Here is a 12,180-nt window from a genome sequence, read left to right as displayed (position 1 = left end):
TCCGTCCCGTTCGTCGCTGCCCGCGCACCCGCGTCACACCTGCCCGACGAGCTCGGCCACCTCCGCCCGCATACGTTCGGTGTCCTCCTGATACTTCAATACAGCGCCCAGGGTGCGTGCGGCAATATCGGCGTCGAGCTCCACGGCACCCAGCGACGACAACGCCGCCACCCAGTCGATCGACTCGGCCAGGCCGGGCGGTTTGAGCAGGTCGGCCTCGCGCAGGCGGTGCACGATGCGGGCGACGTCGCCGGCCAGCTGCTCGCTCACGTCCGGCAACCGTCGCCGGATCACGGCGATCTCGCGTTCCATCGTGGGATGGCCCAGCCAGTGGTAGAGACACCGCCGCTTCAACGCGTCGTGCACTTCCCGGGTGCGGTTGCTGGTGACCACCACCAGTGGCGGGACGTCCGCCCGCACGGTCCCGACCTCGGGAATCGAGATGGTGAAATCCGAGAGGATCTCCAGGAGGAACGCCTCGAATTCGTCGTCGGCCCGGTCGATCTCGTCGATCAGGAGCACGCACGGCGCCTCTTCCAGCGCCCGCAGCAGCGGCCGCGCCAGGAGGAACCGCCGATCGTACAGCTCGTGCTCGAGGCGCTCGACGTCGCTGATCCCGGCCGCTTCCGCCGCGCGCAGGTGCAGCAACTGCCGCGGAAAGTCCCAGTCGTATAACGCCTGGGCGGCGTCGACACCCTCGTAGCACTGCAGCCGGATGAGAGGGACCTGTAACGCGCTGGCCAGGGCGTGTGCCAGCGACGTCTTCCCGACGCCGGCCTCGCCTTCGACGAATAGGGGACGTCCCATCCGCAGCGCCAGGAACGCGGCGGTGGAGAGCCCGCCGTCACTCAGATACCCCGCCGTGTCCAGGCGTCGCCCCAGCTCATCGGGCGAAGCGAGGTCCTCGTACCCGGGTGGCGGATCGGCGTTGCCAGCCTGGTTCACGATGTCGGTCATGCATCAACGCTATGCCATATGTCCGGGCTCACCATGGCGAATATTGCCAGTCGAGCTGGTGTGCGTGTCGTGAATGTCACCAGGTGACCCTGGAGCGGTGCACCTGTAGCTTCCTATCCCAGAAATTTCAACCGGCGGGCACATATCACATCAAACCGACGTCGCCGGGCCCGGGATGCCGGCGCTCGGACGGACATCAGGAGGGGCCTATGAGCACGACCTCGAGCAAGCCGGTAGACCTGAATTACGGACTCGAAGACGTCCCCAAGCCGCTGGCCGGCCTCGGGCTGGGCATACAACACGTGCTGACCATGTTCGGTGCGACCGTGGCGGTGCCGCTGATCCTCGGCCCGGCCATGGAGATGTCGCCCGACCAGCTCGCGATCCTCGTGAGCTCGGTCATGATCTGTTCGGGCATCGCCACGTTCATCCAGGCTCGATTCGGCACGCGGTTGCCGATCATCCAGGGGGTGTCGTTCGCCTTCCTGGGCCCGTTCTTCGCCATCATCGCCGCCACCGTCGAGCAAGGTGGCGACGTGAGCATGCAGTACATCGCCGGTGCGATCATCGCCGGTGCCGTTCTCGAGATAGTCCTCGGCTACACCGGGCTGTTCGGCAAGATCCGGCGGTTCATCAGTCCCGTCGTGATCGGCCCGGTCATCGCGCTCATCGGGCTGGCGCTGTTCGAGAACGGCGCGCCGGATGCGGCGCTGAACTGGTGGATCGGCGGGCTGACCATCGTCGCGTCACTGGGCTTCGCGCTGATCCTGGCACCGCGCGTGCGGTTCTTCTCGCTGTTCCCGATCCTGCTCGCGGTGCTCACCGCCTACCTCGTCGCGCTGTTCATCAGCGTGACCGGGATCATCAGCGAGGACAATCCCGCCTACATCAGCTTCGACAGCGTCGGCGACGCGCCATGGATCCGGAGCTTCGTCATCGGCGACGGCGGAATCCTGCTGCCCTGGGGCTGGCCGCAGTTCGCACTGGGCTTCATCCTGGCAACCCTCGCCGGGTACCTGGCGTCCATGATCGAGTCGTTCGGCGACTACCACGCGATCTCGCGGGCCATCGGCAAGGACCACCCCACGGAGAAGCAGATCAGCCGGGGCATCGGCGCCGAGGGTGTCGGCTGCCTCACCACGGGCCTCTTCGGCGGGTTCGCCTCCACCAGCTACACCGAGAACCTCGGCCTGGTCGCCATGACCAAGGTGGCGAGCCGGAGAGTCGTCTACATCGCCGCCGGGCTGCTGATCATCCTGGGATTCGTCGCCAAGTTCGGCGCGGTGATCGCGACCATCCCGACACCCATCGTGGGCGGGCTGTACTGCACGCTGTTCGGGCTCATCGCGGCCATCGGGCTGTCCAACCTCACCCAGGCCGATATGACTAGCCAGCGCAACTTGCTGATCGTCGGGTTCATCCTCTTCATGGGCCTCTCCGTGCCGGCATACTTCGAGGGCGTCGAGATCCACATCAGCTGGGCCGAGTGGCTCGGTGACGTGATCACCACCGTCGGCAGCACCGGCATGGCGGTTGCGGCCATCTTCGGGCTGATCCTCGACAACCTCATCCCGGGCACTCCCGAGGAGCGGGGCATCCCCCGTACCGAAGAGACGCACGGCCCGGTCGGCGAGGCCGCGGACGACTAGTACCGCCGCACCCCCGAACCTGCTGATCATGAACGCTAGCCGGCCTCTGAGGGCCGGCTAGCGTTCATGATCAGCGGGTCAGGAGGGAAGCGAGAACCTAGGTCGCGTGGCCGAACGTCCGATGCGGCGACACCTTCACCTCGGGTGGCTCCTCCCCTGCCCACTCGGCCTCCCGGATCGCCTTCATCGCGGCCTTGCGCGCTTCCCGATCCAGCCGGTCGATGAACAGGATCCCGTCCAGGTGATCCGTCTCGTGCTGGATGGCCCGGGCAAGTAGCTCGGAACCTTCGATCGTCACCGGATCGCCGTGTTCGTTGAATCCCTTGGCGACCACGCGAAGCGCGCGCCGGCAGTCATACTCCAGACCGGGGATGGACAGGCAGCCCTCCGGGCCGAACTGCTCCTCCCCGGAAAGCTGCAACTCCGGGTTGATCAGGTGGCCGACGACGCCTTCGACGTCGTAGGTGAAGACACGTAGCGACACGCCCAGCTGTGGCGCCGCCAGGCCGGCGCCGCCGGCGTCGAGCATGGTGTCGGTGAGGTCCCTGACCAGGCCACGTAGCTCCTTGTCGAACTCGACCACCGGCTCGGCCCGGGTTCTGAGTACCGGATCGCCGAACAGCCGGATCGGCCGTACTGCCACCTGGTCCACCTCCTGTGTTCGCTTCCTGCGTTCATCTCCGGGATGCCTCCGGTCACCCGCACCGCAGGTCGTCGCCGGCAAACATCGTGATACGTCAACCACTCGGAGGATACAGGCCACCCGGGAGTGAACCGTAAACGATCATCGCGCGAGGGCATCAGGGCCCGTCCCGCCCCAGTCCAGGATAACTAAAAGTTTACTAAAACATTGACCCGATCCATCAGGAGCCGCTAGCGTCGCCGGAATCATGGCTAGCGATCCCTCCCCCACCACGACGACCACCGTTTCCGGCATCACCACCCTGCCGGCCCGCCGCGAGCTCGGCGAGGGCTGGCGCCTTCACGGTTCGGGCTCCACCGTCCCCGCGGGAACCGAGGCCCTCACGGCCACCGTTCCCGGCTGCGTCCACATGGACCTGCTGGCACACGGGCTGCTGGAAGATCCGCTCGTGGACCGCAACGAGCACCTCCAGTACTGGGTCGGCGAGACCGACTGGACGTATCGCCTCGAATTCGACCACGACCCGCCCGCTCCCGGGCAGCGCACCGACCTGGTCTTCGGCGGGCTCGACACGTTCGCCACCATCGTGCTCAACGGCCAGCAGCTCGGAACGACGGAGAACATGCACCGCACCTACCGCCTCGACGTCACGGACCTGCTCCGTACCACCGGCAACGAGCTCGTCGTGACCTTCGCGGCGCCGGCCACGTCGGCGGCCGCACGCCGGGACGCGCTCGGTGACCTGCCCAACTCCTATCGGCAGCCGTTCAACTTCGTCCGCAAGATGGCGTGCAACTTCGGCTGGGACTGGGGACCGCGGCTCACCACCTCGGGAATCTGGCGACCCGTCTGGCTCGAAACGTGGACCGGGGCGCGGCTCGCCGCCATACGTCCGTCGGTGGACGTGCGACCAGACGGGACCGGCGTCGTCGACCTCGCCGTCGACCTTGAACGTGGCGCGCCGCACGGCCGGTCAGGCGGCCCATCGGGGAACGACGTCGCCGTCCGCGCGCAGGTCGCCGGCGTCGTCGCCGAGACGGTCGTCCACGACGACGCGGATACCGCGCAGCTGCGCCTGGACGTCGCCGACGTCGAGCTGTGGTGGCCCGCCGGCCGCGGCGCGCAGCCGCTGTACACGCTGACCGTGACCGCGTCCGTCGCGGGCGAGGACACCGATCACCACGAGTGCCGGCTGGGCTTTCGCACGATCGAGATCGACACCACGACCGTCGACGACGGCACGCGGTGGGCCCTCGTGGTCAACGGCGAGCGGCTCTGGGTCCGCGGCTTCAACTGGATTCCCGACGACACCTTCCCATCCCGCGTCGACCGCGATCGCTACGAGCGCCGTCTCGGCGACGCGCTCGCCGCAAACGCCAACCTCGTCCGGGTCTGGGGCGGCGGGATCTACGAGAGCGACGATTTCTACGACGTCTGCGACGAGCGCGGCCTGCTCGTCTGGCAGGATTTCGCCATGGCGTGCGCGGCCTACCCGGAAAACGAGCTCGCCGACGAAGTGCGTCACGAGGCCGTCGACGCCGTCAACCGCCTGATGTCGCATCCCAGCCTCGCCCTGTGGAACGGCAACAACGAGTGCCTCTGGGGATGGTGGGATTGGGGCTGGCCCGACGAGATCGGCGACCGCCCGTGGGGACTGGGCTGGTATACCAGCCTGCTGCCGGACATCGTGAGCAGGCTCGATCCCCGGCGACCCTACATCGACGGCAGCCCGACCTCGAACGACGTGGAGCGCCACCCGAACGACCCGGCACACGGCCCGGTACACATCTGGGATGTGTGGAACGCGCGGGACTATCCCCACTACCTCGAACACCAGCCGCGTTTCGTTGCCGAATTCGGGTTCCAGGGGCCCGCTGCCTATCCCACGCTGGCGGACGCCATCACGTCCCGCCCGCTGGACCCGCACAACCCGGATCTCCTGCATCACCAGAAGGCACACGACGGCCCCGCCAAGTTCGAAGGGTGGCTGAACCAGCATTTCGGGCCCCAGCCGGAGTTCGCCGACTGGCACTTCTTCGGCCAGCTCAACCAGGCACGGGCGTTGCAGACCGGCGTCGGGCACCTGCGCAGCCTGCACGAGCGCTGTTCCGGCGCGATCTGGTGGCAGCTGAACGACTGCTGGCCGGCGATCTCCTGGGCCGTCGTCGACGTCGCCGGACGGCGCAAGCTCTCCTGGTACGCCGCCCGGCGCGTGTTCGCCGACCGGCTCCTGGTCATCGAGCCGATCGATGGGGAACTCACCTGCGTCGTCGTCAACGACTCCCGGCTGCCGTGGTCCGGAACCCTCGACGTGCGACGCGTCGATCTCGCCGGTCACGAGCTCGCCACCGGCTCGCTCCACTTCGCCGTCGACGCCGACGCCGCCACGTCCGTGCCGCTACCCGTGCAGCTGCGCACACCGGCCGACTCCCGACGCGAGCTGCTCCTGGCCACGGTGGACGGCCACCGGGCCTCCTGGGCCTGGGAACGGGACCGGGAGCTCGTGCAGACCCCGGCCCGTTGGCACGCCGAGGTAGACGCCATCCCCGGCGAGAACACGGTGCGCGTCACTGTCCAGGCCGAATCCCTGATCCGTGACCTGTGCCTGTTCGCTCACCAGCTCGATCCGGACGCCGTCGTCGACAGCCAGCTGGTGACGTTGCTCCCCGGTGAACGGCACCGCTTCGAGATCGACACCGTCCGGGCCGCCGAGGTGGGAGCGGGCACCACACTCGTAGCTGGCCGCGGTGCCGCCGCTGCGGACGGCTCCGGGACGGGTACCGCGGGCGGGGCCGGCTCTGGCTGGGGCGCCGACGGGCACCTCGTCATACGGGCGGCGAACGACCGTGCCTGAGTCCCGTGCCACGCTGGCGGACATCGCCGAGCGCGCCGGGGTCTCGCTGGCCGCGGCGTCGCTGGCGGTGCGCGGCAAGCCCGGCGTCGGGGACACGACACGTCAGCGTGTGCTCGACATCGCGCACGAGCTGGACTACCGGGCGCGCTCCTCCACGAGCAGCCCGGGCGCGATCGGCGTCCTGGTCCGCGCCAGAGAACGCGACCACATCGAGTCCGATGCCTTCTACGGATCCGTCATCGCCGGCATCACCGAGGAATGCGCCACGATCGATGCCGACCTGCGCCTGGACTCGCTGACGGTGGACGATCAGCTGAATCCGGTCAGCACGCCCCGCCTCGTCGAGGCCCCCCACATCCGGGGCTTCCTCGTCCTCGGGACGTTCGTCAGTGCCGAGACGATTCGCCTGCTGAGCCGGTGGCCGGTGGTACTGGTCGACAGCTACACCGCGGAGCCGGGCATGTTCCCGGGCGTGGTGAGCGACAACATGGGTGGGACGGCCGCCGCGACCTCCCGGCTGATCGGCCTCGGTCACCGAAGAATCGCGCTCGTCGGGACGAATCCCGCGGCCTTCCCGTCAATACTCGAACGACGCGACGGTTACACGCGGACCATGCTGGCGGAAGGGCTCGAACCCTGGTACATCGACGGGCAGCACCACACGCCCGGGCCGTGTGTCGCGGCCGCCGTCCAGGCGCTCGACCAGGAGCCCCCGCCGACGGCGTTCGTCACGGCGAACGACGCGGTCGCCCTGGAACTCATGGGAGAGCTACGGGACCGGGTACCACGCCAGGTCTCCATCATCGGGTTCGACGACATCGAGGCGGCGAGCCTGATGCGCCCGCGTCTCGACACCGTGGCCGTGGACACCCGCGCGATGGGCCGTCTCGCGGTGTCCATGCTGCGGCACCGGCTGACCCATCCGGACGATGCGGTGTTCACCGCCGTGCAGGGAGCGTCGCTGGTCGTTCGCGACACCACTGCCCCACCGCCGTGACGGCCAGCCTGGTTACTCCAGCCGTCGTTCGGTGTGGAGTTTCGGTCGGGGCTGCGGGGAGAAAAGGTCGTGATAGCGGCCGTTTGTCCACGCAGGACGTACGGAAACTCCACACCGATCACTCACGGGACGCAGAAACCAGCCCCATCTCTGCCAGCTCGGCCCGGGCCCGCTCCGGATCATCACCGGTAACGTGCAGGCCGACCATTCCGAGCTCGCGGGCTGCCGCCACGTTCGCGGACACGTCGTCGAGATACACCGTCGAGGCCGGCTCGATACCGTAGCGCTCGAGAAGCACGCGATAGATCTGCGGATCGGGCTTGACCAGCTTCTCCTCGCCCGAGACCACGATCCCCTGAAACCACGACAACCACGGGTAACGTTCCCGGGCGATGGGAAACTTCTCCGCCGACCAGTTGGTCAACGCGTAGAGCCCGACACCTGTTGTCCGCAGCTCGTCGAGGATCTCCACCATTCCACCGAACGCGCCGCCGAGCATCTCGTCCCAGCGCTCGTCATAGGCAGCGATCAGCTCTGCGTACTCGGGAAACTGTGCGCTGAGCTTCTCGACGGCCTCCGCCCACGACCGGCCGCGATCCTGCTCCTTGTTCCATGCGCCCGTGGTGACCTCCGCCAACAGCCACTCGACATCGTCGTCGGTCGGCAGCAGCTGCCGGTACAGATACCGCGGGTTCCAATCGACGAGCACGCCGCCCAGGTCGAAGACGACGGTCCGCGGTGGGCTCATACGTTGAAGCCCAGTGCGCGCAACTGCTCGCGTCCCTCGTCGGTGATCTTCTCGGGGCCCCAGGGCGGCATCCAGACCCAGTTGATCTGCAAGTCACTGACCAGGCCATCGGTGACGGACTTGGCCTGTTCCTCGATCACATCGGTCAGCGGGCACGCCGCGCTGGTCAGCGTCATGTCCAGAGTCGCGACGTTGTCCTCGTCGACGCTCACGCCATAGACGAGACCGAGATCGACGACGTTGACGCCGAGCTCGGGGTCCACGACGTCTCGTAGTGCCTCTTTCAGATCTTCCAGGTCAACTGTGGTAGTCATGAGAACTCACGCCTCCTATCGGGGCATCCGATCGATGCCGACGCGGGTCGACACGGACATCAGCGAGCAGCGAAACCGCAGGCGAGGCCGACATCTCAACGATGCGCCTCCCCGCCGGCCACTGCCCGGGCGGCCGCGTCCTTGAACGCCATCCACGACAGGAGCGCGCACTTCACCCGCGCGGGATAGCGCGCGACACCCGCGAACGCGACGCCGTCACCGAGGATATCCTCATCTGGTTCGACCTCACCCCGGCCCTGCATGAGCTCGACGAACGCGGCCTCAACGTCGAAGGCTTGCTGCACGTCGCTCCCGGTCAGCAGCTCGTGCAACACGCTGGCCGATGCCTGGCTGATCGAGCATCCCTGCCCGTCGTAGGAGACGTCGGCCACCGTGCTGCCATCCAGCGTCACCCGCACGGTGATCTCGTCACCACATGTCGGGTTGGTGTGGTGGGACTCGGCGTCGAATGGCTCGCGCAAGCCCCGACCGTTCGGGTTCTTGTAGTGGTCCAGGATAATCTCCTGGTACAGGGACTCACTCACCAGAAGAACCTCTTCACCCGTTCGATTCCGTCGATCAATGCGTCGATCTCCGCGCTCGTCGTGTACAGATAGAACGACGCACGCGTCGTCGCCGGTATTCCATACCGCAGGCAGACCGGCCGGGCGCAGTGATGCCCGACACGCACCGCGACACCATCCTCGTCGAGTAGCTGCCCGACATCGTGCGGGTGCACACGATCGACGGTGAATGACACCGTGCCGCCGCGGTCGGTGCTCGTGTCCGGTCCGATGATGGTGACGCCGTCGACGTCACGCAGCCGCTCCAGTGCGTAGGCGGTGATGTTCCGCTCGTGCTCGTGGACCTTGTCCATTCCGAGGCCGCTCAGGTAGTCCACCGCAGCACCCAGTCCGACGGCCTGCGCGATGGGCGGCGTACCGGCTTCGAACTTGTGCGGCACGGGCGCGAACGTGGAGCCTTCCATGGCCACGGTCTCGATCATCTCGCCGCCACCCAGGAAGGGCGGCAGGGCGTCCAGCACCTCCCGGCGTCCCCAGAGCACGCCGATCCCGGTCGGACCGCACATCTTGTGCCCGGTGAAGACGTAGAGGTCCGCGCCGGCCTCGGTGACGTCGACGGGCATGTGCGGTACGGCCTGCGAGCCGTCGACGACGACGAGCGCGCCGACGTCGTGGGCGCGCTCGACGAGCCGTGACACGGGGTTGATGGTCCCGACGATGTTCGACTGGTGCACGAACGAGACGACCTTGGTCCGCGCGTTGATCACGTCGTCGATCGTGGAGAGATCGAGCCGGCCGTCGTCGGTGAGGCCGAACCAGCGCAGCGTGGCGCCGGTGCGCTGGGCGACGAGCTGCCAGGGCACGATGTTCGAGTGGTGCTCCATCTCGGTGATGACGATCTCGTCACCCGGCCCGAGCCGGTACCACGGGTCCTCCGCCAGCCCGCTGGCCAGCGTGTGCGCCACCAGGTTCAGCGCCTCCGAGGCGTTCTTCGCGAAGACCACCTCGTCCCGGCTCGGCGCGCCGATGAACGCGGCGATCTTGTCCCGGGCTCCCTCGTAGGCGGCCGTGGCCTCTTCCCCGAGCTGGTGCACGGCCCGGGCGACGTTCGCGTTGTGCCGCTCGTAGTGCTCGGCGATGGTGTCCAGCACCGGGCGGGGTTTCTGGGAGGTGTTGGCCGAGTCGAGATAAGCGAGCGGCCGGTCACCGGCCAGCCTGCGCTCGAGGATCGGGAAGTCCTTGCGAACGCGATCGACGTCGAGCGGGCTAGCCATCTGGTGCACCACCTCTTGCCTCCTCTATTTTAGCCTGCCTCCGAATGATCATGTTTGGTACGTTTTCTCGGGCCGTAACACGGCTGTAGGCGTGTTACGGGTCGGAGAAACGTACCAAACATGATCATTCGGAAAGCTTTGGTCAGGCGGATGCGCCCACGTAGCCCTCGTAGCCGTGCTCCTCGAGCTTCTCGGCCAGTTCGGGACCGCCTTCCTCGGCGATCCGGCCGGCGATGAACACGTGCACGTGGTCCGGCTTGATGTAGCGCAGGATCCGCGTGTAGTGCGTGATCAACATGACGCCCTTGTCGCCACCGGAGGTGAAACGGTTGACGCCATCCGAGACGATCCGCAACGCGTCGATGTCCAGGCCCGAGTCGGTCTCGTCGAGCACCGCGAACGTCGGGTTCAGCAGCTCCAACTGCAGGATCTCGTGACGCTTCTTCTCACCACCGGAGAACCCGGTGTTGAGCTCGCGCTCGGCGAAGTTCTCGTCGATGCGCAGGTTCTCCATGGCGTTCTTGACGTCCTTGACCCACGTCCGCAGCTTCGGTGCCTCACCGTCGATCGCCGTCTTCGCGCTGCGCAGGAAGTTCGACACCGACACGCCCGGCACCTCCACCGGGTACTGCATCGCCAGGAACAGGCCGGCCCGTGCCCGCTCGTCGACGGTCATGTCCAGCACGTCCTCGCCGTCAAGCGTGACCGAGCCCGACGTCACCGTGTACTTCGGGTGCCCGGCCAGGGCATAGGCCAGTGTGGACTTTCCGGAACCGTTGGGTCCCATGATCGCGTGCGTCTCGCTCGTGTTCACGGTGAGGTTGACGCCGTGCAGGATCTGCACCGGCCCGTTCTCCCCTTCGACGGACACGTGCAGATCGCGGATCTCGAGAGTACTCATCAGCTCGTTTCTGCCTCGTTTCGAATCTCGTACCAGGTTGGGTGGGGTCAGGCGCCGCCGGACGCGTCATCAGAGGCCATCGCCTCGACGACGGCGAGCTCGCGCTCGACCGTTGCCATCAACCGCTCGGTCAGCTGGGGGACGCCGATCCGGTTGATCAACGACGCGAAGAAGCCGCGGACGACGAGCTTGCGGGCGAGGTCCGCGGGAATGCCCCGGGCCTGCAGGTAGAACAGCTGCTCGTCGTCGAAGCGGCCGGTCGCGCTGGCGTGCCCGGCACCCTCGATTTCACCGGTCTCGATCTCCAGGTTCGGCACGGAATCGGCCCGGGCACCGTCGGTGAGCACGAGGTTGCGGTTGAGCTCGTAGGTGTTGATCCCCAGAGCCTCCTTGCGGATCAGCACGTCACCGATCCACACCGCGTGTGCCTTCTTCCCCTGCAGCGCTCCCTTGTATTCGACGTCGCTGGTGCCGTTCGGCGTGTTGTGATCGACGATGAGCCGGTTCTCGATGTGCTGACCAGCGTCGGCGTAGTACAGCCCCAGCAGCGTCGCATCCCCACCGGGACCGGCGTAGTTCAGCGTCGTCCCCGTTCGCACGAGGTCGCCACCGAACGTGATGATCGCGTGCTTCACCGTGGCATCCCGACCGGTGCGCACGTGATGATGCGACAGGTGAACGGCATCATCCGCCCAATCCTGGACGGTGACCACGGTGAGTTCCGCGCCATCGCCGGCGACCACTTCCACGTTGTCCACCAGGGCGGCCGAGCCGCCGTACTCGAGGACGACGACGGACTTGCTGTGCCGCCCGGCCGTGATGACGATGTGCCCAGCGGCGCCCTGTTCCGCCGACGAGCCACTCAGCTGCACGAACGTCGGCCGCTCGATCTCGGCCTCGACCGGGATGTCCACGGCCAGGACCTTCTCGGCCGCCTCCCACGCCCGCGCACTGGGACGGTCAACGGGAACGTAGCTCGACGTCCCCCGCCGGGGGTCGTCTGCTCCCACGGTCTCGACCGTGACCTGCGGATCGGCATCGACGGACACCGCGACGTCCCCGCCGTCCAGGGCGGCATCATCGTGCAGGCCGCGCAGCCGGCTCATCGGTGTGAATCGCCACTCCTCTTCCTTGCCATGTGGCACGGGATGGTCGGCGACGTCGAACGAGGCGAACCGATCGAGGGCGCTCTGGGCGCTGCCCTTCTCATCGGCTGCGGCACCGTGAGAGTGGGCGGTCAGGCCGTGCTGTGCCGGCGTTTCGGTAGCGGTGCTCATCTGCTCCTGGTCCTGGTCTTGACGTTGTACGGTATCCGGCGA

General features: G+C 67.3%; 11 protein-coding genes. 3 read left to right on the top strand and 8 right to left on the bottom strand.

Annotation, left to right across the window (positions count from 1 at the left end; genetic code table 11):
* Positions 1 to 33 precede the first annotated feature (33 nt).
* A complete protein-coding gene (locus DPM12_RS12795; protein ID WP_112258722.1) occupies positions 34 to 957 on the bottom strand; it encodes an AAA family ATPase in 924 nt (307 codons plus the stop codon).
* Between the two features lie 209 nt (positions 958 to 1,166).
* Here DPM12_RS12795 and DPM12_RS12790 point away from each other — a divergent pair, with 209 nt between their 5' ends.
* Positions 1,167 to 2,606 carry a uracil-xanthine permease family protein gene (locus tag DPM12_RS12790; protein WP_112258721.1) on the top strand — a complete coding sequence of 480 codons (1,440 nt, stop codon included), beginning with the start codon at positions 1,167 to 1,169 and terminating at the stop codon, positions 2,604 to 2,606.
* Positions 2,607 to 2,703: 97 nt separating this feature from the next.
* Here the strand turns inward: DPM12_RS12790 and def are convergent, their stop codons facing one another.
* Positions 2,704 to 3,249, bottom strand: coding sequence for a peptide deformylase (gene def, locus DPM12_RS12785; RefSeq protein ID WP_112258796.1), 546 nt, complete (start codon positions 3,247 to 3,249; stop codon positions 2,704 to 2,706).
* 247 nt (positions 3,250 to 3,496) lie between these two features.
* On the opposite strand from def, the gene DPM12_RS12780 reads away from it, so the two are divergent.
* Together DPM12_RS12780 and DPM12_RS12775 are read left to right on the top strand one after the other, a co-directional pair.
* Positions 3,497 to 6,103, top strand: a complete 2,607-nt coding sequence (locus tag DPM12_RS12780) for a glycoside hydrolase family 2 protein (protein ID WP_112258720.1) — start codon at positions 3,497 to 3,499, stop codon at positions 6,101 to 6,103.
* Positions 6,096 to 7,100, top strand: a complete 1,005-nt coding sequence (locus tag DPM12_RS12775; RefSeq protein WP_123788440.1) for a LacI family DNA-binding transcriptional regulator — start codon at positions 6,096 to 6,098, stop codon at positions 7,098 to 7,100. The genes DPM12_RS12780 and DPM12_RS12775 overlap by 8 nt, the downstream gene beginning before the upstream one ends.
* Before the next feature lie 118 nt (positions 7,101 to 7,218).
* On the opposite strand, the gene DPM12_RS12770 is transcribed toward DPM12_RS12775, so the two are convergent.
* The 6 genes from DPM12_RS12770 to sufD form a co-directional block, all read right to left on the bottom strand.
* Entirely contained in the window at positions 7,219 to 7,848 is a 630-nt protein-coding gene (locus DPM12_RS12770) for an HAD family hydrolase (RefSeq protein WP_112258718.1), read from the bottom strand.
* Complete coding sequence (locus DPM12_RS12765; protein ID WP_112258717.1) at positions 7,845 to 8,162, bottom strand: metal-sulfur cluster assembly factor; 318 nt, start codon at positions 8,160 to 8,162, stop codon at positions 7,845 to 7,847. Before DPM12_RS12765 ends, DPM12_RS12770 begins: the two co-directional genes overlap by 4 nt.
* 95 nt (positions 8,163 to 8,257) lie before the next feature.
* A complete protein-coding gene (gene sufU, locus DPM12_RS12760) occupies positions 8,258 to 8,710 on the bottom strand; it encodes a Fe-S cluster assembly sulfur transfer protein SufU (RefSeq protein ID WP_112258716.1) in 453 nt (150 codons plus the stop codon).
* A complete protein-coding gene (locus DPM12_RS12755; RefSeq protein ID WP_425467593.1) occupies positions 8,704 to 9,969 on the bottom strand; it encodes a cysteine desulfurase in 1,266 nt (421 codons plus the stop codon). Before DPM12_RS12755 ends, sufU begins: the two co-directional genes overlap by 7 nt.
* 133 nt (positions 9,970 to 10,102) lie before the next feature.
* A complete protein-coding gene (gene sufC, locus DPM12_RS12750; protein ID WP_112258715.1) occupies positions 10,103 to 10,861 on the bottom strand; it encodes a Fe-S cluster assembly ATPase SufC in 759 nt (252 codons plus the stop codon).
* A gap of 47 nt (positions 10,862 to 10,908) precedes the next feature.
* Positions 10,909 to 12,138 (bottom strand): Fe-S cluster assembly protein SufD, encoded by a 1,230-nt coding sequence (gene sufD / locus DPM12_RS12745; protein ID WP_112258714.1) that lies wholly within the window; start codon positions 12,136 to 12,138, stop codon positions 10,909 to 10,911.
* Positions 12,139 to 12,180: the final 42 nt, after the last annotated feature.

This window comes from Phytoactinopolyspora halophila (genome assembly GCF_003287285.1).
GTDB lineage: Bacteria > Actinomycetota > Actinomycetes > Jiangellales > Jiangellaceae > Phytoactinopolyspora_A > Phytoactinopolyspora_A halophila.
This window is presented reverse-complemented; position numbering and strand designations above follow the sequence as displayed.

Bases quoted from the DNA above. Each gene is read 5' to 3' on its own strand.
- DPM12_RS12795 (WP_112258722.1), bottom strand. From the start codon at position 957: ATGACCGACATCGTGAACCAGGCTGGCAACGCCGATCCGCCACCCGGG.
- DPM12_RS12790 (WP_112258721.1), top strand. From the start codon at position 1,167: ATGAGCACGACCTCGAGCAAGCCGGTAGACCTGAATTACGGACTCGAA.
- DPM12_RS12780 (WP_112258720.1), top strand. From the start codon at position 3,497: ATGGCTAGCGATCCCTCCCCCACCACGACGACCACCGTTTCCGGCATC.
- DPM12_RS12770 (WP_112258718.1), bottom strand. From the start codon at position 7,848: ATGAGCCCACCGCGGACCGTCGTCTTCGACCTGGGCGGCGTGCTCGTC.
- DPM12_RS12765 (WP_112258717.1), bottom strand. From the start codon at position 8,162: ATGACTACCACAGTTGACCTGGAAGATCTGAAAGAGGCACTACGAGAC.
- sufC (WP_112258715.1), bottom strand. From the start codon at position 10,861: ATGAGTACTCTCGAGATCCGCGATCTGCACGTGTCCGTCGAAGGGGAG.
- sufD (WP_112258714.1), bottom strand. From the start codon at position 12,138: ATGAGCACCGCTACCGAAACGCCGGCACAGCACGGCCTGACCGCCCAC.